The organism is Speluncibacter jeojiensis, from assembly GCF_029589495.1.
GTDB classification, from domain to species: Bacteria; Actinomycetota; Actinomycetes; order Mycobacteriales; family Mycobacteriaceae; genus Speluncibacter; species Speluncibacter jeojiensis.
In genome coordinates, this window is record NZ_JAAIVF010000005.1 from 12,038 (window position 1) to 35,118 (window position 23,081).

Sequence of the window (23,081 nt, forward strand, 5' to 3'; positions counted from 1 at the left end):
CACGACGGAGGTAGATGATGGGAATCCGTTCCCTTGCGTACATGCGCGTCGAGTCGACCGACATGGACGCCTGGCGTGAGTACGGGCTCAAGGTTCTCGGCATGGTCGAGGGCAAGGGCGCGAACCCGGACGCGCTGTACCTGCGGATGGACGATTTCCCGGCCCGGCTGGTGATCGTCCCCGGAGAGCGCGACGGGCTGTACTCGTGCGGCTGGGAGTGCGCGAACGCGCAGGAGCTCCAGGAGATCCGCGAGCGACTTGTCAAGGCGGACTGGGAGTTCGAGGAGGCCACGGCCGACGAGCTCGCCGAGCGTCGCGTGGTCGAGATGATCAAGTGCGTCGACGCGTCCGGCTCCCGGCTGGAGATCTTCCACACGATCGCGCTTCAGCACCGTCGTGTCGTGAGTCCGTACGGCCACAAGTTCGTCACCGGCGAGCAGGGCCTGGGTCACGTGGTGCTGGCGACCAAGGACGATGCGGCGGACCTGGCATTCTACCAGGATGTGCTCGGCTTCAAGCTGCGCGATTCGATGCGCCTGCCTCCGCAGGTCGTCGGGCGCCCGGCCGACGGTGAGCCCGCCTGGCTGCGGTTCCTCGGGGTCAACCCGCGCCACCACAGCCTCGCGTTTGCGCCGCTGCCCAACCCGTCCGGCATCGTGCACCTGATGGTCGAGGTGGAGAACTCCGACGATGTCGGGCTCTGCCTGGATCGGGCACTGCGCAAGAAGGTCAAGATGTCGGCGAGCCTGGGCCGGCACGTCAATGACCTCATGCTCTCGTTCTACATGAAGACCCCGGGTGGCTTCGACGTCGAATTCGGTTGTGAGGGTTTGCAGGTCGAGGACGACAGCTGGGTCGCGCGGGAGAGCACGGCCGTGAGTCTGTGGGGCCACGACTTCACGGTAGGGTTCAGGTCATGACAGAGGCGGCAAAGGACAAGGCCGGCGCGGACGAGGTTGCCATCGACCCGCGTCAACTGCGCAACATGTTCGGGCAGTTCTGCACGGGCATCACGATCATCACCGCGATGAACGGCGACGAGCCGGTCGGCTTCGCCTGCCAGTCCTTTGCCGCCCTTTCGCTCGATCCGCCGCTGGTCCTGTTCTGCCCGATGAAGACCTCGCGGGCGTGGTCGGTGATCGAGTCGACCGGCCGGTTCGGGGTCAGCATGCTCTCGGAGGCCCAGCAAGAGACCTGCGCGGTGTTCGGCTCGCGCAACCCCGACAAGTTCGCCGAGGTGCAGTGGCACCGCTCGCCGCTGGGTTCCCCGATCCTCGACGAGTCACTGGCCTGGATCGACTGCACGGTCGAGACGGTCCACGACGGTGGCGACCACTACGTCGTGTACGGACGGATCGCCGACTACGGGCACATCGGGGCGAGCAAGGACGGCAAGCAGCAGCGGCCGCTGCTGTTCTACCGAGGTCAGTACACCGGAATCGAGCCGGACAAGAACGTGCCGGCGCCGTGGCGTGCGGACCTGGACGAGTTCCTGTTCACCGCCTCGAGCCCGGACACCTGGTTGTGAGCGGCTGATCATCTCGGAAAAGGCACCCGGTCGAGTACTTCGGCCGGGTGCCTTTTCGTTGTGTGGCAGGTGAGGTCGTTGCCGCCGAACGGCCTTCGTGTCGTCGGTCGGCCGGCTTCGCCGGATCCTCAGAGATTCCTCAGAGCGGCCACAATGCGTCCACACGAGCGATTCCTACGGTTGTCGGCATGACAGATGACGACCAGCCAACCCAGCAGTTCCCCGTGTCTCCGGAGGTCCCCGGACGGGTGCCGACGCCGAAACCTCCGCTGTACAAGCGCAAGGGTGCGCTGATCGGTGCCGCGGGCGTGCTGGTCGCGGTGATGATCGGCGGAGCCGCCTGGGCGACAGTCGAATCCGGAAGTGGCGCTGCGACGACGAACACCGCCGCGCAGACGGAGACGACCCCGCACGCACATCCGCGAGCGAAGCATCGGGTGCCGGTGGTGGTAGGCACGATCGCGGCGGAGAACGGCAACACGTGGACGATCACGGAGCGGTCCGGCAAGCAGGTGAACGTCACGGTGTCGCCACAGACCAAGTGGGGGACGGCGAAAAGCCCTGCGCAGCAGACCCAGTTCCCGGTCGGTGCCGAGGTGGCCGTACAGGTGAAGAAGCCTGCGGTGCCGCCGACCGCGGTGCGGGTGGTGGCGCACAAGCCGCCGCAGCACACCGGGACCCAGCCCGGTGCGGCTCAGCAGCCTGCGGCCACCACCCCGTCGTGATCCGCGGCTAGGGAAGGCCCGCGGCGGTGGCCAGCTCGGTCAGGTAACGACGAGGTTGCCCGAACAGCTGGCTGCTGCCGTGCGCACGCTTGAAGTACAGGTGCGCGTCGTGCTCCCAGGTGATCGCGATTCCGCCGTGCAGCTGGATGGCGTCGCCCGCGACCTCCTCGAAGGCTTCCGAGCAGTACACCTTGGCCAGTCCGGCCTCGGCGGGCGAAAGCGACAGCGCCGCAGAGTACGACATCGAACGCGCGGTCTCGACCTCGACGTACAGGTCGGCCATGCGGTGCTTGAGCGCCTGGAAACTGCCGATGACGCGCCCGAACTGCTTGCGCGCCTTGGTGTATTCGACGGTTTTCTCGAGGATCTGGGCGGCGGCGCCGACCTGCTCCGCGGACAGTGCGATGACGGCGAGGTCGCGGACCCGCTCGAGCACGGCGGCCCCGTCGCCCTCGGTGAGCCGGCGGGCCGGGGTCGAGTCGAAGGTGACGGTCGCCAGCGGACGGGTCGGATCCATGGTGCCCACCCGTTCACGGCTGACGCCGGCGGCGGCCGGGTCGACCTCGAACAGCGCGGGCCCGTCCGCGGTCTGTGCAGCGACCAGCAACACGTCGGCGATCTCGCCGCCGAGCACGTAGTCCGCACGACCGGTCAGGGCGCCGTCAGCGCCGGCGCGCACCGGAAGGTCGGTGACCTCCCAGTTGCCCCAGCACAGCGCGAGCGTGGTGGCTCCCTCTGCGACGCCGGGCAGCAGGCGCTCGCACGCCTCGGTGTTTCCCGAGGCGAGCAGGGCCTGCGCTCCCAGGACGACCGAACCGAGCATGGGGGAGGGCACCAGCGCCCGGCCCAGCTCCTCGAGCACCAGGTGCGTTTCCATGGCGCCGGCGCCGATTCCGCCGAACTCCTCCGGAATGGCGAGTGCGGCGACGCCGATCTGCTCGCACAGCACCTGCCACAGCGACTCGTCGTAGCCGCGCTCGCTCTCGGCGGCCGCACGCACCGCTGCGCTGTCCGCGCGCTTGCCGACGAGATTGCGCACGGTGTCGGCCAGCGCACGCTGCTCCTCGGTGAGCAGCCCACCCTCTTCGATCGTCGCCATCACAGTGCCTCCATGACCCGGGTGCGGTGCTGCGCCGGGGTGCCCCACGCGGTGACCAGCGCGCGCGTCTTGGTCAGCCACAGCGACAGGTCGTGCTCCTGCGTGTAACCGATGGCGCCGTGCACCTGCAGCGCGATCCGCGAGGCCCGGTAGGCGGCGTCACCGCAGGCCACCTTGGCGGCGGACACGTCGCGGCTCGCGGTCGGGGAACCGTCGCGCACCGCCATGGCCGCGCCCAGCAGCAGCGGCTGCGCCATCTCGAGGCCGATCGCCACGCCGGCGAGGTGATGCTTGATCGCCTGCTGGCTGCCGATGACCCGGCCGAACTGCTTGCGCTGCTTGGCGTACTCGGTGGTGATCTCGAGCATCGCCTTGCCCAGACCCTGCAGCTGCGCGGCCGTGGCCAGCGCACCCAGGTCGAAGGCGCGGTTCGCGTCCGCCGTGCCGAGCTGCTCGGCAGTGGTGACCTCGAACAGGCGGCGGGACAGGTCCACCGAGCCGTGCACGGCGGCCGGCGTCGCGGTGGACACCGTCGATCCGTCGACCGTCAGGACCAGCTCGACCGCGTCGGCGTCGACCGCATAGGGTACGGCCGGCGGTGCGGCGACGGTCGCGAGCGAGCCCTCGGCGAGGGCCTCGAGGCGGGCCGGATCGGCCTGCGCGAGCAGGCTCGGGGCGACCGCGATGGTCTCGGCGACCGGCCCGGGGACCGCGTGCTTGCCGAGCTGTTCGACGGCGACGACCATGTCGATCGCGTCCGCACCGAGGCCGCCGTGCTCCTCGGCGATCAGCAGACCGGTCACGCCGGTCTCGGCGAGCCGCTGCCACAGCTTGACGCCGGGACCGGTGTCACCGGAGTTCCAGGCGCGGATGACCGCGGGGGTGTCGGACTTGCCCAGCAGCGAGTCGATGCTGGCGGCGAAGTCGGTGTGCGAGTTATCGAGCGCGAATCTCATCGGTCCGCCTTAGGTAGGCCGAGGAGACGCTCGGCGATGACGTTCTTCTGGATCTCGTTGGTACCGGCGTAGATCGGGCCGGAGAGCGAGAAGAGGTAGCCGTCCATCCACGGATCGGCGAGCTCGGCGCCGGGACCCTGCAGGTCCAGGGCGGTCTCGTGGGCGGCGACGTCCCATTCCGACCAGAACACCTTGTTGATGGAGGACTCGGCACCGAGTTGGCCGCCGTCGGCCAGCCGGGTGACCGTGCCCCAGGTGCTCAGTTCGTAGGCGCGCGAACCGATCCACGCGTCGACCACCCGGTCGCGCAGCGCGGTGTCGGTCGAGTCTCCCGATCGCTTCCACAGCTCGACCAGGCGGTCGGTGGTGGCGAGGAACCGGCCGGGGCTGCGCAGCGACAGGCCGCGCTCGTTGCTGGCGGTGCTCATCGCGACCCGCCAGCCCTCGTTGACGCCGCCGATGACGCCGCTGTTGTCCGCGTCGTCCGGCACGAAGACGTCCTCGAGGAAGATCTCCGCGAATCCCGGCTCGCCGTCGAGCTGATCGATCGGGCGGATGGTGACACCCTTCGACCGCAGATCGAACATGAAGTAGGTGATGCCCTTGTGGCGCTGGGCCTCCGGGTCCGAGCGGAACAGGCCGAAGCCCCAGTCCGCGAACGTCGCCCGCGAGCTCCAGGTCTTCTGCCCGTTGAGCAGCCAGCCACCGTCGACCTTGGTCGCGGTCGAGCGCAGGCTCGCCAGGTCGGAGCCGGACTCCGGCTCGGACCAGGCCTGCGCCCAGATGACGTCGGCGCGGGCCATGCTCGGCATGATCCGATCGAGCTGGGCCTTGGTGGCGTGCTCGAACAGGGTGGGAGCGAGCAGGAAGATCCCGTTCTGGCTGACCCGTCCGGGTGCGCCGGCGCGGTAGTACTCCTCCTCGAAGATCACCCACTGCTCGAGGGTGGCGTCACGGCCGCCGTACTCGGCCGGCCAGGAGACCACGGACAGCCGCGCGTCGGCGAGCTTGCGCTCCCACTCGCGGTGCGCCTCGAAGCCTTCCGCCGTGTCCATCGACGGCAACGGGTCCGCGGGTACGTTCTCCTTGAGGAACGCGCGCACTTCGTCGCGGAACGCGACTGTGGCGTCGTCGAAATCGAGATCCACTAGTTTTCTCCAGCTTTCTTCATCCCCGCGGCTGCGCCGCGCTTCATTGCTGTGGCGTCCATGCCGCCGAGGGGTCCCAGGCCGATTTCGGCATTGTGTGCGTGAGCGAAGTGGTGCAGGCCGAACACCGAGTCCATCCCGGACCGGATACCCATCAGGTCCTCACACTGGTTGACCGCCTTCTTGGTCAGGGCCAGTCCGAACTGCGGCATCGTGGCGATCCGTTCGGCCAGGTCGATCGTGGTGGTCTCCAGCTCGGCGCGGGGGACCACCCGGCTGACCATTCCCCACTCGTACGCGCGCTGCGCGGAGAACCGGTCGCCGGTGAAGAGGATCTCCTTGGCCGCGCGCGTGCCTAGCACCCAGGGGTGTGCGAAGTACTCCACGCCCGGAATGCCCATCCGGACAACGGGATCGGCGAAGAAGGCGTCCTCGGAGGCGACGATCAGGTCGCACACCCACGACAGCATCAGTCCACCGGCGATGCACGCGCCCTGCACCATCGCGATCATCGGCTTCGGCAGCTCGCGCCACCGCCGGCACATCCCGAGGTAGACCTCCATCTCGCGTGCGAAACGTTGGTCGCCGCCCGGTCGGTCGACGTGGTCCCACCACACGACCGCCTTGTTCTCGTACGAGACGTGGTGGTCGCGGCCCACGGTGCCGATGTCGTGTCCCGCGCTGAAGTGGTCGCCGTTGCCCGCCAACACGATCGCGCCGACATCGGGATCCTCGACCGCCCGCGTGAACGCGGCGTCGAGCGCGTAGGTCATCACCGAGTTCTGCGCGTTGCGGTACGCCGGCCGGTTCATCGTCACGACGGCCACGCGTCCGCGCACCTCATAGGTGACGACGTCGCCCTCGTCGGGAACGCCCTCGCCGGGGATCGGTCCGCCGGACCCCTGATCGGTCGATCCGGTCACGACGTGCTCGCCCGGAGCTCGTTCTTGAGAACCTTCCCGGAGGGGTTGCGCGGCAACGACTCCACCAGGCGGACCGAACGGGGCACCTTGAAGTTCGCGAGGTGCTCCTTGCAGAAGGCGATGACCTCCTCCTCGGTGACGGTGCGCCCGGGCTTGGTGGCGATGTACGCCCGCCCGACCTCGCCCATCCGATCGTCGGGCACGCCGATGACCGCGGACTCCGCGACGGCCTCCAGGCGGGCCAGGGTGTTCTCCACCTCGGCGGGGTACACGTTGAACCCGCCGCTGATGTACATGTCCTTGAGGCGGTCGGTGATGTCGAGGTAGCCTCGCTCGTCGAGCACGCCGACGTCGCCGGTGTGCAGCCAGCCGTCGGCGTCGATGGTTTTCGCGGTGGCCTCGGGATCGTCGAGGTACCCGAGCATGACGATGTCGCCGCGGACCAGCACCTCGCCCTGCTCGCCGATGCGGACCTCCACGCCGTCGATGGCGCGTCCGGAAGTCGTCGCGACGGTGACCGGGTCCTCGTCGGTGCGACACATGGTGACCACGACCGCCTCGGTCTGGCCGTAGGCGGTGATCACCGCGTCGTAGCCGAGTTCGGACTGCATCCGCTCGACCAGGGTGACCGGGACGGCGGCGGCACCGGTGATCGCCACGCGCAGGCTGGACAGGTCGTAGTCGTCCCGTCCGGGCAGGTCGAGGATCGACTGGTGGATGGTTGGGGCGCCGGGCAGGATGCTGATCTTCTCGTCGGCGATGGTCTGGACCACCTTGGGCACGTCGAAGAGCGCGATGGGCACGATGGTCGCGCCGTTGAGGACGCACACGATGAACCCGGCCTTGTACCCGAAGGTGTGGAAGAACGGGTTGATGATCAGGTAGCGGTCGGCATCGGTGACGTCCGCGCACGCCGCCCACGCGCGAGCGACGCCGACGGTCTGGCGGTGGGCGCTGAGCACGCCCTTGCTCTTGCCGGTGGTGCCCGAGGTGAACAGGATGTCCGCGATGTCGTCCGGCTGGACCGCGGCGGCGCGCGCGTCGGCCTGGATGTCGCTGACCGGTTCCGCGATGGCGGACAGCTGGTCCCACTCGATGACGCCCTCGGTGGGGTCGGCCGGATCGCAGGGGACCCGGATGACCGTGTGCAGTGCGCTCAGCTCGTCCGCCGACGCGGCCTCGCCCAGCTTCGCCCATCGGTCGGAGCCGAGGAAGGGGCCGACGACGAACAGGCCGGCCGCGTGCGTGCGCTCGATGATGTCGAGTGCCTCGGTGCCGGTGTAGCGCGTGTTGATCGGCACCAGGATCGCGCCGGCGTAGTGGATGGCCAGCGCCGCCTCGACCCAGTGGTGGGTGTTGGGGGCCCACACCGCGATGCGGTCGCCGGGCTCGATGCCACGGGCGATCAGCGCGCGGGCGATCGTCCGGACGCGGTCGAGCAACTCGCTGTAGGTCACTCGATAGTCGCCGTCGGCGATGGCTTCGTTCGTGCCGAACAGTTCCGCGGCGCGCCAGAGCGCGACGGGTGTGGTTCCGGGTTCTTGTGTCACTTCCGTGCGCACCCTTTCTCCTCGGCGAGGCAACACCGTCTATACAAAGCAAGTGCTTGGTAGGGTACCGTATCGCTGTGGACGATAGCCAGGGTATGGAGGGCGTCGGCGGTACCTCGCCGGAGGACGCGGCGTTTGCAGCGGAAGTGCGTCAGTGGCTCGAGGAGAATCTCTCCGGCCGGTTCGCGGAGCTCAAGGGCCTCGGTGGTCCGGGTCGCGAGCACGAGGCATTCGAAGAGCGACTCGAGTGGGACAGGCATCTCGCAGCAGCGGGATGGACCTGCCTCGGGTGGCCCAAGGAGTACGGCGGCCGCGAGGCGTCGGTCAGTCAGCAGATCATCTTTCATCAGGAATACGCGCGGGCGAACGCGCCGGCGCGGGTCAGTCACATCGGTGAGGAGCTGCTCGGGCCGACGCTGATCGCGTTCGGCACCGAGGAGCAGAAGCAGCGCTTCCTGCCGGGCATCAAGAACGTGTCGGAACTGTGGTGCCAGGGCTATTCCGAGCCCGGCGCCGGTTCCGACCTGGCGGGCGTGTCGACCAGCGCCCGACTGGACGGCGACAGCTGGGTGATCAACGGACAGAAGGTGTGGACCTCGCTGGCCCACCTGTCCGACTGGTGCTTCGTGGTCGCCCGCACCGAGCCCGGGTCGTCCCGGCATCAGGGCCTGTCGTACCTGCTGGTCCCCATGGACCAGGACGGCATCGAGGTGCGCCCGATCGTCCAGCTCACCGGAACCTCCGAGTTCAACGAGGTGTTCTTCACCGACGCCCGCACCGAGGCGGACCTCGTGGTCGGCGAGCCCGGACAGGGCTGGAAGATCGCGATGGGCACCTTGGCGTTCGAGCGCGGCGTCGCCACCCTCGGCCAACAGGTGCAGTTCGCGCGCGAACTCGACAAGATCATCGCGCTGGCCGAGAGCAACGGGACCGCGCAGGACCCGATCGTGCGCGAGAAGATCACCCGCGCCTGGGTCGGGCTGCAGGTGATGCGCTCGCACGCGATGCGGACCCTGGGTGAGGGCAACACCGAGGTGCCCGGTGCGCCGTCGGTGGCCAAGCTGCTGTGGGCCAACTGGCACCGCGATCTGGGCGAGCTCGCCATGGAGATCGCCGGGGCGCCCTCGCTTCTCGCCGAAGGACCCGAGGGCGAAGAGCTCGACGAGTGGCAGCGGCTGTACCTGTTCACCCGCGCCGACACCATCTACGGCGGATCCAACGAGATCCAGCGCAACATCATCGCCGAGCGTGTGCTCGGCCTTCCGCGAGAGGCACGCCCGTGACCGCATCAGCCAAGTCCCCGTTGTCCGTCGCCCCCGAGGAGATCGAGGGCCACAACCTGCTCAAGGGTAAGAAGGTCGTCGTGACGGCCGCGGCCGGCACCGGCATCGGGTTCGCCACCGCCCGGCGCGCGCTGCTCGAGGGCGCCGACGTCCTGGTCTCCGATTTCCACGAGCGCCGCCTCGGCGAGACCGTCGAGAAGCTGTCGGCCGAGTTCGCCGCGCAGCAGGTCGAGTCGTTCGTGTGTGACGTCTCGAGCACCGAGCAGATCGACGCCCTCATCGCTGCCTCCGCCGAGAAGCTCGGCCGCATCGACGTGCTCGTCAACAACGCGGGCCTCGGCGGCGAGACCCCGATCGTCGACATGACCGACGAGCAGTGGGACCGGGTCCTCGACATCACCCTGAACAGCACCTTCCGTGCCACCCGCGCGGCGCTGCGCTACTTCAAGTCGGTCGACCACAACGGGGTGCTGGTCAACAACGCCTCGGTGCTCGGCTGGCGCGCGCAGCACTCGCAGTCGCACTATGCCGCGGCGAAGGCCGGCGTCATGGCGCTGACCCGCTGCTCGGCGATCGAGGCCGCCGAGTACGGCGTCCGCATCAACGCGGTCTCGCCGTCCATCGCCAAGCACCCGTTCCTGGCGAAGGTCACCAGCGACGAGCTGCTCGACAGTCTCGCCTCACGCGAGGCCTACGGCCGCGCCGCCGAGGTGTGGGAGATCGCGTCGGTCATCGCGATGCTCGCGAGCGACTACACGACCTACATGACCGGCGAGATCGTCTCGGTCTCGAGCCAGCGGGCCTGACCCGGCCGGCCGGCACTGCAGGCCCTCACTTCCGCTGCGCCCACGCCCGGGTGGCCCGCGGTCCGTTCCCGGACCGAACGGCCACCCGGGCGTTAGCCTTTTATCCGTGCGCATACGCGAACGCGTGGCCTTGGTGACCGGCGCCTCATCCGGTATCGGATGGGAGACCGCGGTGCTGTTGGCCGAGCGTGGGGCGAAGCTGGTCGTGCACGGACGCGACGAACGCCGGCTGGCCGAGTTGTCCGCGCGCACCGGCGCCATCGCGGTGGTCGCCGACCTCGCCCGCCCAGACGAACTGAACCGGCTGGTGCAGCAGGCGCAGGCCGCGCACGGCCGGATCGATCTGCTTGTCAACAATGCCGGGCTCGGCTGGGCGGGGCCGTTCGCCGCGATGCCCCAGCGTGACATCGCGGAGCTGTCCGCAGTGAACCTGGGCGCCCCGATCGCACTGACCCGGGCCGTGCTGCCCGACATGATCGAGCGCGGATACGGGCACCTGATGTTCGTCTCGTCCATCGTCGCCCGCACCGCGGTGGCCGGCGAGGCGCTGTACGCCGGTACGAAGTCCGGGCTCGACACCTTCGCCGCGAGTCTGCGGATGGAGTTGCGCGGCACCGGGGTCGGTGTCGGGGTCGTCGTCCCAGGGGTGGTCGACACGGCCTTCTTCGAGCGCCGCGGCAGGACCTACGGGCGACGGCGGCCCCGTCCGCTCGAGCCGGCTGCGGTGGCCGACGCGCTGGTCCGGGCGGTCGAGCGCGACCGCCCGGAGGTGTATCGGCCCGCCTGGTTGCGCTGGCCGGTGGCGGTCCGGGGTGCGGCGCCGGCGACCTACCTCCGGCTGGCCGCACGATTCGGCGGTCAGACCGAATACGGTCAGACCGAATAGCCGCCGTCGACGTCGAGCTTCTGGCCGGTGATGAACTGCGCGGCGTCGCTCGCGAGGAACTCGACGGCCGCGGCGATGTCGTCCGCGGTGCCGAAACGTCCCAGTGGGATGCGCTCGCGGGCGACCGAGAGGGCCCGCTCGTCGAGTTCGCGTGACGAGATCAACCGCTCGGCCATGCCGTCGGTGAGCATGCCGGGGCCGACCGCGTTGACGCGCACACCGTAACGGCCCTCCTCGGCGGCGAAGGCCCGCACGAGTTGATCGATGGCGCCCTTGGTGCCGGCCGACAGTCCGTCGCGTACCGGGTAGCGGGAGGTGGCCGCCGTGGTGATCGCGACGATGGCGCCCGAGCTCTCGCGCAGCGCCGGCAGACAGGCGTGGACCACCGCGAAGAAGCCGCCGGCCTCGGCTTCGAGCTGGCGGGCGTACGTGCGAGGGTCGACGCGCGACAGGTGGACCATCGGCACGTGCGGGCCCGCGGCGTGGACCAGGGTGCGGATGCCGTCGAAACGGTCGCACACCTCGGCCACCGCGGCCGCGACGGCGTCCGGGTCGGTCACGTCGAGCCGGAACGCCGCCGCGACGCGCCCGGCGGCGGCGAGTTCGTCGACCAGTTCCTGGGCGGCCTCGGGCCGCGACCGGTAGGTCAGTGCGACCGGGCCGCGGGAGGCCAGGCGCCGCACGACCGCCGCGCCGAGCCCGCCGGAACCACCGGTGACGAGGGTTGCTTCCACTGCTGTGTCCACCATCCCGATACCCTAGCAAGCGCTTGGTTGATAGTATGGTCACGTGACTACCGATCAGGCGGGGAAAGTCGCGCCCGTGATGTCCGAACGTCGGGCCGAATTGCTGCGCATCGCCGCAGGGCTGTTCGCCGAGCGCGGCCTGCGCGCCACGACCGTGCGTGACATCGCCGACGCCGCAGGGATCCTCTCGGGCAGCCTCTACCACCACTTCGATTCCAAGGAGTCGATGGTCGACGAGATCCTCTCCGGGTTCCTCGACGAGTTGTTCGGCCGATACCAGGAGATCGTGGCCTCCGGGCTCGACTCGCGGTCCACGCTCGAGGCGCTTGTCGAGGCGTCTTTCGAGGCCATCGACGCCCGGCACGCGGCGGTGGCGATCTATCAGGACGAGGCGAAGCACCTGGCGACACTGCCGCGCTTCGACTACCTCGACAAGCGCAACCGCGAGTTCCGGCAGCTGTGGATGACGGTGCTCCGGGAAGGCGTCGCCGACGGCACCTTCCGCGCCGATCTCGACGTGGACGTCGCCTATCGCTTCATGCGCGACACGGTGTGGGTGGCCGTGCGCTGGTACCGGCCCGGTGGCGCCAGAACAGCCGACGTGATTGCCAAGCAGTACCTTTCGATCGTGCTCGACGGGATCTCCGCCCCGGCCGGCACCGACAACTCCTAGGAGACTCGCATGCCAGAAGCATTCATCATCGACGCGCTGCGCACCCCGACCGGCAAGCGCGGCGGCGCGCTCGCCGGGATGCACCCGGCCGACATGGGCGCGCACGTGCTCAAGGCCGTGGTCGAGCGCAACGACTTCGACCCCGCCGACGTCGACGACGTGATCTTCGGCTGCGTCGATGCCATCGGCGGCCAGGCCGGCAACATCGCGCGCACGTCGTGGCTCGCCGCCGGTCTGCCCGACGCGGTCCCCGGCACCACCGTCGACCGTCAGTGCGGCTCGTCGCAGCAGGCGATCCACTTCGCCGCCCAGGCCGTGATGAGCGGCACCGCCGACCTGATCGTCGCCGGCGGCGTCCAGAACATGAGCCAGATCCCGATCAGTGCCGCGATGATCGCCGGCAAGGAGTTCGGCTTCGACGACCCGTTCACCGGGTCGAAGGGCTGGGTCGAGCGCTACGGCACCCAGGAGGTCTCGCAGTTCCGCGGCGCCGACATGATCGCGCAGAAGTGGGACATCTCGCGTCTCGACATGGAGGAGTGGGCGCTGCAGAGCCACACCCGCGCCCGTGCCGCGATCGCCGAGGGCCGCTTCGAGCGGGAGACCGTCCCGGTCGGAGACTTCACCACCGACCAGGGGCCCCGTGAGACCTCGATGGAGAAGATGGCCGGACTGCCGGTGCTGGCCGAGGGCAGCCGGCTGACCGCCGCTGTCGCCAGCCAGATCTCCGATGCCGCCTCGGCCACGCTGGTCGCGTCCGAGGCCGCGGTCAAGCGCTTCGGGCTCAAGCCTCGCGCCCGCATCCACCACATGAGCGTGCGTGGCGCCGACCCGATCTTCATGCTGTCCGCGCCGATCCCGGCGACCGAGTACGCGCTGAAGAAGGCCGGCCTGACCATCGGCGACATCGACGAGGTCGAGATCAACGAGGCCTTCGCGCCGGTCGTCATCTCCTGGCTCAAGGAGACCGGCGCCGACCCGGCCAAGGTCAACCCGAACGGCGGCGGCATCGCGCTGGGTCACCCGCTGGGCGCGACCGGCGCCAAGCTGTTCTCCACCATGCTCTGCGAACTCGAGCGCACCGGCGGCCGCTACGGCCTGCAGACGATGTGCGAGGGCGGCGGCACTGCCAACGTCACCATCATCGAGCGCCTCGGCTAGTCCGAACCTGCGGCACACAGCCGGTGGGCGTCACGGAATCCGTGGCGCCCACCGGCTTTCGTGCGTCTGGGGGCCGTGCGGTATTCGTCGTGACCGGTGCCGCCCTGCCCCACACCTTCTTGCCGACGCCACGTTGGTATCTTTGCTGACGGTGCGTCGGGAAAATGCGGCGACCGGACGGTGAGGAGAAGTGATGTTCTTTCTGGCCCGGCGTGAACTGTGGTTTGCGCGGTCGAGATTCGGGTTGATGGGAGGTGTCGTCGCGCTCATCGCCGTGTTGATGGTGATGTTGTCCGGACTGTCGTCCGGTCTCGTCGAGGACGGCGTGTCCGGGTTGAAGGCGATGCCGGTCGACGATTTCGCGTTCGCCGCGGGCACCAAGACCGATTCGGCCTTCTCCCGCAGCGTCGTGGACATGCGGCAGGTGCAGGCGTGGAAGTCGCGGCCGGACGTGGCCGACGCGGCGCCGTTCGGCAACGCACTGGTCAATGCGCACTCGTCGCGGGGTGTGGCGATCGACCTGGCGTTGTTCGGCGTCGAACCGGGCTCCTACCTGGCCCCCGCCGTGGCGCAGGGCGAACGGATGGGCAGTGCGGACGGCATCGTGGTGAGCAAGACGGCGCTGGACGCGGGCCTGCACATCGGCGACACCGTGACCGTCGACCGGCTCGGCACGACCATGAAGGTGGTCGGCGCCACCGGGGACAAGCAGACCTTCGGCCATGTCGACGTCGCCTACGTCCCGCTGCACCTGTGGCAGTCGATCCACGCCGGCGCCGAACCCGGCGAGCCCGTGCGACCCGAGGCCTACCAGGAGGCCAGTGCGGTCGCGATCCGCGCACAAGCCGGACAGTCGGTCGACCTTGCCGCCGGCGACGCGGCGGCCGGTACCTCGGCGATGGCGATCAAGGCGTCGTTCGACGCGTCGCCGGGCTATTCCGCCGAGATGTCGACGATGACATTGATCAAGGTGTTCTTGTATGCGATCTCCGCGCTCGTGGTCGGCGCGTTCTTCACGGTGTGGACCATCCAGCGCCGACCGGAGTTGGCGGTGCTGCGCGCGGTCGGCGCCCCGACCGGCTATCTGCTGCGCGACGGGGTGATGCAGGCGCTGATCGTGCTCGTCGTGTCGACCGGGGCCGGGGTGCTGGTCGGCGTGGCCGGCGCAAGCCTGATCAGCGGTATGCCGTTCGCCCTCGAAACCGGCCCGGTCGCGCTCGGTGCGGCCCTGCTGGTCGTGCTGGGCCTGCTCGGCGCCGCGGCCGCCATCGTCCGTATCGCCAGGGTCGACCCGCTGACCGCACTCGGAGGAAACCGATGACCGCCACCGAACCCACCACGGCGCTGGGGCTCGCCGTGACCGACGTCAGCCTCACCCTCGGCGACGGCGAGGCGACCGTCGCCGCACTCGACCACGTGTCGCTGTCCGTCGAGCCCGGCGAGTTGGTGGCCGTCGTCGGGCCCTCCGGCTCGGGCAAATCCAGCCTGCTCGCGGTGGCCGGCGGGCTGACCACGCCGGACGGCGGGACCGTCACGGTCGCCGGCACCGACGTTGCCGCACTGAGCAGACGCCGCCGCACCCGGTTCCGGCTCGAGCACATCGGATTCGTGTTCCAATCCGGCAATCTGCTGCCGGCGCTGACCGCCGTCGACCAGTTGCGGCTGATGACCCGCATCGACGGGGCCGCCACCGGGCGTGATCCGATGCAATTGCTCGACGAGGTGGGCATGGCGGACAAGGCCGGTCGCCGGCCGCACCAGCTCTCGGGCGGGGAACGCCAGCGGGTCGGCATCGCGCGGGCATTGATGGCCCGTCCGTCGCTGTTGCTGGTGGACGAGCCGACCGCGGCGCTCGACCGGGCGCGTAGCCACGACGTGGTCGAACTGCTTGCGCGGGAGACCGCGCGGGCGCGGGTCGCCACGGTGATGGTCACCCACGACCACGACGTCCTACGGCACTGCGATCGGGTCCTGGAGATGGTCGATGGGAAACTGTCTGGCGGCACCGTCACCGGAGCGGTGCAGCCGAGGTGAGATGACCGAGGTGAACGACTGACGAGAGGCAGGAGCACTCGTGCCGAAGATCCAGGCGGCCACGGTTGCGGAGCACCGGGCGACCCAACGCCGGACCCTGCTCGACGCGGCGCGGGCGCTGCTCGCCGAGAAGCCTGCCGATCCACCGACCCTGGCCGAGGTGGCGGCCAGGGCCGGGCTCGCGCGACCGAGCGTCTACCAGTACTTCGCTTCCCGCGAGGACCTGTTCAGTGTGGTCCTCGAAGAGGCCTTTCCACGCTGGTCGGCGCGGGTGTCCGCCGAGATGGAGCGGGCTGGGGGACCCGGCGAGAAGGTGCTCGCCTACGCGCGGGCGAACCTCGAGTTGGTCGCCGAGGGCGAACATACCCTCGCCCGGTCGCTGGCCGCGTTCGCCGCCGGCGGGGAGTTCGCCGATCGCAGCCGGGTGTTGCACCAACAGTTGGGCACCCCGCTGACGCAGGCGCTCACCGACCTGGGTGCCGCCGACCCCGCTGTGACGGCGAAGCTGATCAACGCCGTCGTGAATGCCGGCTCGCAGTTGATCGAGTCCGGCGCCACGTTGGACTCGACCGCCGCGCGGGTGCGCGAACTTCTCACGCCCTATCTGCTCGGCGGGTGAACTCGAGCGTGAATCCCTTGGGCATCAACGTCAGTCGTTCCTGGACGCGGAGCCGATAGCCCGGATCGGCGTGCAGGTCGTACCGGCGCAGCAGCGTTCCCAGCACGAGGACCGCCTCGTGCAGCGCGAACTGCCTTCCGATGCAGGCACGTTCGCCCGTGCCGAACGGCTTGTACACATGGGCCGGTCGGGCCCGGACCCGCTCGGACAGGAACCGGTCGGGGTCGAAGGCATCGGCATCCTCGCCCCACACCGGATCCCGGTGTAGCGCGGGGATGAGCACGAGCATCCAGTCGCCGGCGGACATCCGGTGCCGCCCCAGCAGCGTCGTGTCCGCGCGCGCCTCACGTGCGTAGGCGGGAGCCGTCGGCCACAGCCGCAGCGATTCGTCCAGCACCCGCCGGACGTAGCGGAGTTTCGGAACCTGTTCGAACGCCGGGCGGTCGTGCGCCCCCCACACCTCGTCGACCTCCGCCTGTGCCCGCGCCAGTGCCTCGGGGTGCCGGGACAGGTAGTAGAGCGCGAATGACAGTGCGCCGGAGGTGGTTTCGTGGCCGGCGACCAGGAAGGTGATGACCTGGTGGCGGATGTTGACCTCGTCCACCCGCTCGGGGTCGAGTTCACGCTGTGCGCGCAGCATGATCTCGAGCAGATCGGATGGTCCGTCCTGCGGACGCTCGCGGCGGACGCGGATCACCTCGTCGACGACCTCGCCCAGGTAGGCGACGTCGGCGGCGTGCCGGGCCCGCGCCCGTCGGCCGACGAACCGGCCCATCGGCGTGACGTCGCGCTGGGCGTGGCCGAGTGCGCGGACCATCGCCTCGACGAACGGATGGGGTCGGTCCCGGTCGAAGGAGTCGAACCGGAAGCTGAAGCCGGTGCGGCCGATGGTCTCCAGCGTCAGTTTCGTCATCGCCGAGGAGACGTCGACGGGCGTGCGTGCGCTGGAGTCGAGGTGCGCGGTCAACTCCTCGGCAACGTCGGTCATGATCTCGTGGTACGAGCGCATCGCCGGTTTGGTGAAGGCCGGGGCGAGCAGGTTGTGGGCCCGTTGCCAGTTCGGTTCGTCGGAGAAGGCGGTGAACAGCCCGTCGCCGGCGATGGGGCGCAGCGCCGCGACCGCGGGCGCCAGATGTTTGCGGAATCGGCTCTCGTCGGACAACTCGGCGACGATGTCCGGATCCGACACCAGCACGAACCGCCGGCCGAGCACCTTGCGTTCGAAGATCGGACCGAGTTCGGCGGCCATGCGCATCGAATCCTGCAGGGGAGTGCGCACGTGCACGCCCAGCACGTCGCCGAGCAACGGCACTCTTCGGCGCGGGTGGGGGATCGCGATGTCGCCGGAAGTCAGCAGGTCCACACTCATCGGTTGCCTCCGCTGTTGAACTGACGTCTGATAACGCAACGTACCGCTTACTGAACCTGTGTCAAGTAGTCTGTGCACATCATGTGTCGACCCCGCCGACGGCTGGCGCCCGAGCAGCGCCGCGCCCAGCTCCTCGACATCGGTGCCCGGTTGTTCGCCGAGCGGCCGTACGAGGAGGTGTGGATCGAGGAGGTCGCCGAGGAGGCAGGGGTCTCGCGCGGCCTGATGTACCACTACTTCCCGACCAAGCGGGACTTCTTCGCGGCCATCGTGCGGCGCTCGTCCGAGCAGCTGCTGGCGGCGACCGAGCCGGACCCGCAGTTGCCGGTGACCGGCCAGCTCGCGGCCGGCCTGGATGCGTACATCGCGCATTTCGCGGAGCACGAGCACGGGGTGCGCGCGGTCAACCAGGGTGCATTGTCGGCGGATCCGGGCATTCGCGACATCGTCGACGCGCAGATCGGGATGCAGGAGCGTCGCATCGTCGAGGCTCTCGGGCTCGGCGGCGACGCGGCCGAGGTGTCCGGTGTCGCCGTGCGCGGGTGGCTGGTGTTCGTACGGACCGTGTGCCTGGACTGGCTGGACCACCGGACCGTGACACCCGAGCAATTGCGGCAGTTGTGCCTGCGGACGCTGGCGGGGGCGCTGGGCGTAGGGGAGCCGGGTCTGGGCGCGACGGGGACGGACGCGGGTCGTCCGTGACCCCGACACGCGTCGCACGTCGGCGCTACCGTCGGAACATTGCCGAAACATCACGGAACTGCGCGGCCTCGAACCCGCCGCCACGCCGGACGAGATCGAGGCGGCGGCGGTGCAGTACATCCGCAAGGTCAGCGGCGTACACACGTTGTCGGATGCCACCCGCGAGCCGTTCGAGCGGGCCGTGGCGGAGGTCGCGGCAGCGACGGCGCGGCTGCTCGGCGAGCTGCCGGCGCGTCGGCAGCCGCCGAAGACGGTGCCGCCGCTACGCCGGCCGGAGGTCCGCGCGCGCCTCGCCGGAAAGGGATGACGCCCCGGCCGATGCCAGGAAATGGCTGAGGACCGTCCCGCCATTGGATGCGAAGGCGGAACGGTCCTCAGGGTCTCGCGCATTGGGTACTGCGCGGAGTTCATCGGGTCGGGCAGGTCGATGCGGCCTGCCTTCGGCCAGGGCTCAGACGCGGAACTTGCCGATCGCGTCGATGCGCTCGACGGCCTCGGTGACGATCCGGTCGATCAGTTCCTGGCAGCTGGGCAGGTCGTCGATCATGCCGACCACCTGACCGGAGGCCAGCACGCCGGCCTCGGTGTTGCCCTCGACCAGGCCGGCCTTGAGCAGCATCGGGGTGTTGGCGGCCATGATGATCTGCTGCCACGTGCGGTCCGACGACTTCTTCATCGCCAGCCCGTCCTTGGCCAGCGTCGAGAACTTCATGCCGGTCATCGCCTTGAACTTCAGTGCGTTCTTGGCGGCGGCCGTGAGTCCCTTTGCGTAGCTGGACTTCTCGAGCGCATCGACCAGCTCGGTGTTGAGCACCCGGTGCGGCATGCCGTCGACCTTGCGCGAGACCGTGGTGTCCTGCAGTCCGCGCTTGAGGTACTCCTGCTTGACCGAGTCCGGTACCGCCGAGTCGCTGGTGAGCAGGAAGCGGGTGCCCATCGCGATACCGGCCGCGCCGTACGACAGGGCCGCGGCCAGGCCGCGCCCGTCGAAGAAGCCGCCGCCGGCGATCACCGGGATGTCGACCGCGTCGAGGACGGACGGCAGCAGTAGCGTCGTCGCGACACCGCCGGTGTGGCCACCGCCCTCGCCGCCCTGCACCACCACTGCGTCGGCGCCCCACGAGGCGACCTTCACGGCGTGCTTGGCCGCACCGATCGACGGGACCACGACGATGCCGTTGTCCTTGAGCTTGGCGATCAGGTCCTTCTTCGGCGCGAGCGCGAACGAGGCGACCTTGACGCCCTCACGGATGAGTAGGTCGCAGCGCTGCCCGGCGTCGGACGCGTCGGCGCGCATGTTGACGCCGAACGGCTTGTCGGTGAGCTGCTTGGTCTTCTTGATCGCCGCTTCGAGCTCGTCGTAGGTCATCGTCGCCGAGGCGAGGATGCCCAGACCGCCCGCGTTGCAGGTGGCCGAGGTCAGCCGCGGGCCCGACACCCAGCCCATGCCGGTCTGCACGACCGGGTGCTCGATGCCGACCAGTTCGGTCAGTGCGGTCTTCAGCACCTGCTGCGTCATGCCGCGGCCTCCGATCGTTCCGGTCCTCGCTGCGCTGCGATCCTCACTCGCGTAGCCTCGGTGATCACGCCGGAATCTCCCTGTTGCGCAGTCCCTTCGGGTCCAGGACCTCGCGGATGATGCGCAGTTCGTCGACGGTGGGCTCCCGGGTGACGCCGGCCTCGGCCAGCCCGGCGACCTCGAAGGAGGTGTTCTCGGTGACCTCGTCGGCGGTGACGCCGGGGTGCAGGGTGACGGCACGGAAGGTGCGGTCGGGGCCCTGGAAGTCGAACACGCCCAGGTTGGTGATCACCTGGTAGTTGTTCAGGAAGCGGAACGCCGGGTTCTCCGGGTCAACCTTGTCGTAGCCGACACCGCACACCACGTCGACCTGATCGGCGAACACTCGGGTGGAGTGCTTGCCGACCCAGTAGCTGGTGGCGTGGTTGATGGAGTTGCCGGGGGCGCCGCGCAGGCCGAACATCTGGCGGGTCGGCTTGTCGAGCGGGCCGAACGCGGAGAGGTTCTGGTTGCCGAACCTGTCGATCTGGTTGGCGCCCATCACCACGTGGCGACGACCCGACGCGACCACGTCGAAGACCTTCGAGAAGGGGATGTAGCCCTCGATCGGTGCGGTGCCGCCGATCGCCGGGGCGTCGGCGAGGATCAGGGCCTCGCCGTCGGTGATGATCAGGTCCGGCTCGGAGGTGAGCTTCGCCAGGCGCGCGCCGATGAGCGACATCGTCGACATGGGTGAGGCGAAGATCTCGCCGGCACCGGCGAACAGGTCGGCGCACGCGACTGCGCAGTACTCGGCGCGGGTTACCTCGGTCATGCGTTCTGCTCCTCTGCGAACTTGCGCACGGCGGCCTGGTAGTCGTCCTCGCTGCCGGACAGGTAGGTGTCGGCGAAGGACTGCCATGCCTCGGGGGTCTTGGCGGACTCGGCGTAGTGACGTTGGAACTTCTCGTCGCGCTTGTACTCGCCGGCGAAGGTGAAGTGTGCGCCGTTCGGGGCCTCGGTGACGGTGTCGACCATCGCGCGGTTGAGGATCAGGGCCTGGTTCGGGACGGACTTCACGAGTTCCTCGGTCGAGACGATCTTGTCGGCGCTGAGGATGCGCTGTTCGGCCGCGAGGCAGAACAGGTCGTCGAAGTACGGGTCGACGCCGGTGTAGGCGGCGTTGCCGCGCTCGTCGGCCAGGTCCAGGTGCACCAGGGCGGCGTCCAGCTCGAACGCGGGCATGGCCAGCAGCGTCTCGGTGCGGCCGTCCGCGTCCGGGTACGGGGACGCGACGGTCTTGAGCTCGTCACCCCAGACGGTCTGCACGGCCGAGCCGAGGCCGGCGCGGATCGGCATGAACGGCAGGCGCGCGGCGGCGGCCTGCAGGCCGGCCTTGACCATGCCCTCGTCCATCTCGCGGGACTCGATGGTCCCGGCGACGCGGGCCTGGGCGAACCAGGGGTCGTAGAAGGGCGCCGAGTCCAGGGAGACGAAGCCGTAGTAGGCGCGCTTGACCTTGCCGGCGGAGATCAGCAGGCCGAGATCCGGGCCGAGGTATCCGACGACCGTCAGGTCCTTGACGTCGCTGCGCAGCAGCGCGCGGACCAGGGCCATGGGCTTGCGCCGTGAGCCCCAGCCGCCGATGCCGATGGTCATTCCGCTCTGGATGCCGGCGACGGCCTCGTCCAGTGAGCGGCGCTTGTCGCGCTTCTCGGCCATTACTTGCCCTCTTCCTTGGGTGCGGGGGTGTTCGACTTCGGCTTGCCGGTGGCCACGAACTCGTCGCGGTGCTCGTCGGCCACGCCGGCGAGGTTGAGCTCGAAGGTGAAGCCCTGCTCGATCCGGTAGCTGGTGTGCACGTCCATGACGTCGATGCGGTTGATCGCTTCCTTGGCACGCCGGATGACCCGGGTGTCCTTCTTGGCGATATCCGTTGCGATCGCGATTGCTGCGGCATCGAGCTCGGCGCGGGGGACGACGTCGTACACGGACCCGAAGTGCTTGAGCGTCTGGGCGTCGACGTTCTTCGCCGTGTAGTACAGCGTGCGCATCATGTGCTGCGGGACCAGGCGCGCGAGGTGGGTGGCCGCGCCGAGGGCGCCGCGGTCGACCTCGGGCAGGCCGAAGACCGCGTCGTCGGAGGCGACGATGACGTCGGCGTTGCCGACCAGGCCGATGCCGCCGCCGACACAGAAGCCGTTGACGGCGACGACGACGGGGACCTCGCAGTCGTAGACGGCGCCGAAGGCGGCCGCGCAGCCTCGGTTGGCGTCGATCAGGGCGCCATGGCCCTCGGTGGCCTGCATCTCCTTGATGTCCACGCCCGCGTTGAAGCCGCGGCCCTCGGCGCGCAGGATCACCACGTGGGTGCTGGGGTCCTTGCCCGCCGCGAGGATGGCGTCCGCCAACTCGAACCAACCCTTGGAGGGGATGGCGTTCACGGGTGGGTAGTCGACGGTGACCGTGGTGATGCCGGCCCCATCGGAGGTCGAGGTGATGCCCATGGCACGTCCTAACGTCAGTTACCAAACCAAGCGATTGCTTGGTAAGTTATCACAGGTGGGCCGCCCGGCTCCATCGCGCAGGGAGGTAGACGTGGATCTCGGTCTCGATGGCAAGGTGGTGCTGGTCACCGGTGGTGTTCGCGGGGTGGGCGCCGGCATCAGCCGGGTGCTGCTCCGGGCGGGCGCGGTCGTCGTGACGTGCGCCCGGCGACCGGCCGAGTCGCCGATCGTCGAGGGCGGGGCCGAGGCGGAGTTCGCGCCGTGCGACATCCGCGATCCGGAGGCTGTCGAGCAGCTCATCGCGGGGATCGTCGAGCGGCACGGCAGGCTCGACGTGCTGGTCAACAACGCCGGCGGGGCACCGTTCGCGCTGGCCGCCGACGCCAGCCCCAAGTTCCACTCGAAGATCGTCGAGTTGAACCTGCTTGCGCCACTGCTGGTCTCGCAACAGGCCAACGCGGTGATGCAGCAGCAGGCCGACGGGGGCGCGATCGTCAACATCTCCAGCGTGAGCGGGTCGCGCCCCTCGCCGGGCACCGCGGCCTACGGCGCGGCCAAGGCCGGTGTCGACTCGCTGACTGCGAGCCTGTCGGTGGAGTGGGCTCCGAAGGTCCGGGTGAACTCGATCGTGGTGGGCCTGGTCGAGACCGAGCTGAGCCACCTGCACTACGGCGGCCCGGAAGGGATCGTCGAGGTCAGCAAGACCGTCCCGATGGGGCGGATGGCGCAGCCCGAGGACATCGGCAACTGCGCGGCATTCCTGGCGTCGCCGCTGGCGTCCTATGTCAGCGGATCGACGTTGACCGTCCACGGCGGCGGGGAGCGCCCCGCCTTCCTGGCGGCGGCCGACGCGGCGTCAACGAAGTAA

25 protein-coding genes are annotated in these 23,081 nt (G+C 69.4%); 14 read left to right on the forward strand and 11 right to left on the reverse strand.

Features of this window, described 5'->3' with window-relative positions; translation table 11 throughout:
- Nucleotides 1–17 precede the first annotated feature (17 nt).
- From hsaC to G4X40_RS15205, 3 genes are all read left to right on the forward strand, one after another.
- Complete coding sequence (hsaC, locus tag G4X40_RS15195; protein WP_277834143.1) at nucleotides 18–920, forward strand: iron-dependent extradiol dioxygenase HsaC; 903 nt, start codon at nucleotides 18–20, stop codon at nucleotides 918–920.
- On the forward strand, nucleotides 917–1,528 hold the full coding sequence (hsaB, locus tag G4X40_RS15200; protein ID WP_277833661.1) for a 3-hydroxy-9,10-secoandrosta-1,3,5(10)-triene-9,17-dione monooxygenase reductase subunit: 612 nt from the start codon (nucleotides 917–919) through the stop codon (nucleotides 1,526–1,528). Before hsaC ends, hsaB begins: the two co-directional genes overlap by 4 nt.
- Before the next feature lie 188 nt (nucleotides 1,529–1,716).
- On the forward strand, nucleotides 1,717–2,253 hold the full coding sequence (locus G4X40_RS15205) for a hypothetical protein (RefSeq protein ID WP_277833663.1): 537 nt from the start codon (nucleotides 1,717–1,719) through the stop codon (nucleotides 2,251–2,253).
- A 7-nt stretch (nucleotides 2,254–2,260) separates the two neighbouring features.
- Here the strand turns inward: G4X40_RS15205 and G4X40_RS15210 are convergent, their stop codons facing one another.
- The 5 genes from G4X40_RS15210 to G4X40_RS15230 are packed head-to-tail and all read right to left on the reverse strand — an operon-like array spanning nucleotide 2,261 to nucleotide 7,929.
- Complete coding sequence (locus G4X40_RS15210; protein ID WP_277833665.1) at nucleotides 2,261–3,352, reverse strand: acyl-CoA dehydrogenase family protein; 1,092 nt, start codon at nucleotides 3,350–3,352, stop codon at nucleotides 2,261–2,263.
- Nucleotides 3,352–4,308, reverse strand: coding sequence for an acyl-CoA dehydrogenase family protein (locus tag G4X40_RS15215; protein ID WP_277833667.1), 957 nt, complete (start codon nucleotides 4,306–4,308; stop codon nucleotides 3,352–3,354). The genes G4X40_RS15210 and G4X40_RS15215 overlap by 1 nt, the downstream gene beginning before the upstream one ends.
- A complete protein-coding gene (locus tag G4X40_RS15220; protein WP_277833668.1) occupies nucleotides 4,305–5,456 on the reverse strand; it encodes an acyl-CoA dehydrogenase family protein in 1,152 nt (383 codons plus the stop codon). Before G4X40_RS15220 ends, G4X40_RS15215 begins: the two co-directional genes overlap by 4 nt.
- Nucleotides 5,456–6,379, reverse strand: coding sequence for an enoyl-CoA hydratase (locus tag G4X40_RS15225; protein ID WP_277833670.1), 924 nt, complete (start codon nucleotides 6,377–6,379; stop codon nucleotides 5,456–5,458). Before G4X40_RS15225 ends, G4X40_RS15220 begins: the two co-directional genes overlap by 1 nt.
- Nucleotides 6,376–7,929: a FadD3 family acyl-CoA ligase gene (locus G4X40_RS15230; RefSeq protein WP_277834144.1), complete on the reverse strand. Its 1,554-nt coding sequence runs from the start codon at nucleotides 7,927–7,929 to the stop codon at nucleotides 6,376–6,378. Before G4X40_RS15230 ends, G4X40_RS15225 begins: the two co-directional genes overlap by 4 nt.
- A 95-nt stretch (nucleotides 7,930–8,024) precedes the next feature.
- Here G4X40_RS15230 and G4X40_RS15235 point away from each other — a divergent pair, with 95 nt between their 5' ends.
- The 3 genes from G4X40_RS15235 to G4X40_RS15245 all read left to right on the forward strand — a co-directional run bounded on the left by G4X40_RS15235 (nucleotide 8,025) and on the right by G4X40_RS15245 (nucleotide 10,904).
- Nucleotides 8,025–9,212 (forward strand): acyl-CoA dehydrogenase family protein, encoded by a 1,188-nt coding sequence (locus G4X40_RS15235; RefSeq protein ID WP_277834145.1) that lies wholly within the window; start codon nucleotides 8,025–8,027, stop codon nucleotides 9,210–9,212.
- Nucleotides 9,209–10,018: an SDR family oxidoreductase gene (locus tag G4X40_RS15240; RefSeq protein WP_277833672.1), complete on the forward strand. Its 810-nt coding sequence runs from the start codon at nucleotides 9,209–9,211 to the stop codon at nucleotides 10,016–10,018. The genes G4X40_RS15235 and G4X40_RS15240 overlap by 4 nt, the downstream gene beginning before the upstream one ends.
- Nucleotides 10,019–10,124: 106 nt before the next feature.
- Nucleotides 10,125–10,904, forward strand: a complete 780-nt coding sequence (locus tag G4X40_RS15245; protein WP_277833674.1) for an SDR family NAD(P)-dependent oxidoreductase — start codon at nucleotides 10,125–10,127, stop codon at nucleotides 10,902–10,904.
- Here G4X40_RS15245 and G4X40_RS15250 read toward each other — a convergent pair.
- Entirely contained in the window at nucleotides 10,892–11,653 is a 762-nt protein-coding gene (locus tag G4X40_RS15250; protein WP_277833675.1) for an SDR family NAD(P)-dependent oxidoreductase, read from the reverse strand. The genes G4X40_RS15245 and G4X40_RS15250 overlap by 13 nt on opposite strands.
- Before the next feature lie 76 nt (nucleotides 11,654–11,729).
- Between G4X40_RS15250 and G4X40_RS15255 the strand changes: the two genes are divergently transcribed.
- The 5 genes from G4X40_RS15255 (at nucleotide 11,730) to G4X40_RS15275 (ending at nucleotide 16,137) form a co-directional block, all read left to right on the forward strand.
- Nucleotides 11,730–12,323, forward strand: coding sequence for a TetR/AcrR family transcriptional regulator (locus tag G4X40_RS15255; protein ID WP_277834146.1), 594 nt, complete (start codon nucleotides 11,730–11,732; stop codon nucleotides 12,321–12,323).
- A gap of 9 nt (nucleotides 12,324–12,332) precedes the next feature.
- Entirely contained in the window at nucleotides 12,333–13,484 is a 1,152-nt protein-coding gene (locus tag G4X40_RS15260; protein ID WP_277833676.1) for an acetyl-CoA C-acetyltransferase, read from the forward strand.
- Between the two features lie 193 nt (nucleotides 13,485–13,677).
- Entirely contained in the window at nucleotides 13,678–14,805 is a 1,128-nt protein-coding gene (locus G4X40_RS15265) for an ABC transporter permease (protein ID WP_277833677.1), read from the forward strand.
- Entirely contained in the window at nucleotides 14,802–15,518 is a 717-nt protein-coding gene (locus tag G4X40_RS15270; RefSeq protein WP_277833679.1) for an ABC transporter ATP-binding protein, read from the forward strand. Before G4X40_RS15265 ends, G4X40_RS15270 begins: the two co-directional genes overlap by 4 nt.
- A 40-nt stretch (nucleotides 15,519–15,558) precedes the next feature.
- On the forward strand, nucleotides 15,559–16,137 hold the full coding sequence (locus tag G4X40_RS15275; protein ID WP_277833681.1) for a TetR/AcrR family transcriptional regulator: 579 nt from the start codon (nucleotides 15,559–15,561) through the stop codon (nucleotides 16,135–16,137).
- Here G4X40_RS15275 and G4X40_RS15280 read toward each other — a convergent pair.
- The gene (locus G4X40_RS15280) at nucleotides 16,112–17,506 is read right to left on the reverse strand and encodes a cytochrome P450 (protein WP_277833682.1); all 1,395 of its coding nucleotides are present in this window, start codon (nucleotides 17,504–17,506) and stop codon (nucleotides 16,112–16,114) included. The two genes, G4X40_RS15275 and G4X40_RS15280, sit on opposite strands and share 26 nt — an antisense overlap.
- 81 nt (nucleotides 17,507–17,587) lie before the next feature.
- On the opposite strand from G4X40_RS15280, the gene G4X40_RS15285 reads away from it, so the two are divergent.
- Together G4X40_RS15285 and G4X40_RS15290 are read left to right on the forward strand one after the other, a co-directional pair.
- Nucleotides 17,588–18,208, forward strand: coding sequence for a TetR/AcrR family transcriptional regulator (locus G4X40_RS15285; protein ID WP_277833684.1), 621 nt, complete (start codon nucleotides 17,588–17,590; stop codon nucleotides 18,206–18,208).
- A 49-nt stretch (nucleotides 18,209–18,257) separates the two neighbouring features.
- Nucleotides 18,258–18,515: a DUF2277 domain-containing protein gene (locus G4X40_RS15290; protein ID WP_277834148.1), complete on the forward strand. Its 258-nt coding sequence runs from the start codon at nucleotides 18,258–18,260 to the stop codon at nucleotides 18,513–18,515.
- Nucleotides 18,516–18,659: 144 nt separating this feature from the next.
- Here the strand turns inward: G4X40_RS15290 and G4X40_RS15295 are convergent, their stop codons facing one another.
- The 4 genes from G4X40_RS15295 to echA20 form a co-directional block, all read right to left on the reverse strand.
- The gene (locus tag G4X40_RS15295; RefSeq protein ID WP_277833686.1) at nucleotides 18,660–19,727 is read right to left on the reverse strand and encodes an NAD(P)H-dependent flavin oxidoreductase; all 1,068 of its coding nucleotides are present in this window, start codon (nucleotides 19,725–19,727) and stop codon (nucleotides 18,660–18,662) included.
- A gap of 64 nt (nucleotides 19,728–19,791) precedes the next feature.
- Complete coding sequence (locus tag G4X40_RS15300; protein ID WP_277833687.1) at nucleotides 19,792–20,541, reverse strand: CoA-transferase subunit beta; 750 nt, start codon at nucleotides 20,539–20,541, stop codon at nucleotides 19,792–19,794.
- On the reverse strand, nucleotides 20,538–21,428 hold the full coding sequence (locus tag G4X40_RS15305; protein ID WP_277833688.1) for a CoA transferase subunit A: 891 nt from the start codon (nucleotides 21,426–21,428) through the stop codon (nucleotides 20,538–20,540). The genes G4X40_RS15300 and G4X40_RS15305 overlap by 4 nt, the downstream gene beginning before the upstream one ends.
- On the reverse strand, nucleotides 21,428–22,213 hold the full coding sequence (gene echA20 / locus G4X40_RS15310) for a (7aS)-7a-methyl-1,5-dioxo-2,3,5,6,7,7a-hexahydro-1H-indene-carboxyl-CoA hydrolase (RefSeq protein WP_277833689.1): 786 nt from the start codon (nucleotides 22,211–22,213) through the stop codon (nucleotides 21,428–21,430). The genes G4X40_RS15305 and echA20 overlap by 1 nt, the downstream gene beginning before the upstream one ends.
- A gap of 91 nt (nucleotides 22,214–22,304) precedes the next feature.
- Between echA20 and G4X40_RS15315 the strand changes: the two genes are divergently transcribed.
- Nucleotides 22,305–23,081, forward strand: coding sequence for an SDR family oxidoreductase (locus G4X40_RS15315; protein ID WP_277833691.1), 777 nt, complete (start codon nucleotides 22,305–22,307; stop codon nucleotides 23,079–23,081).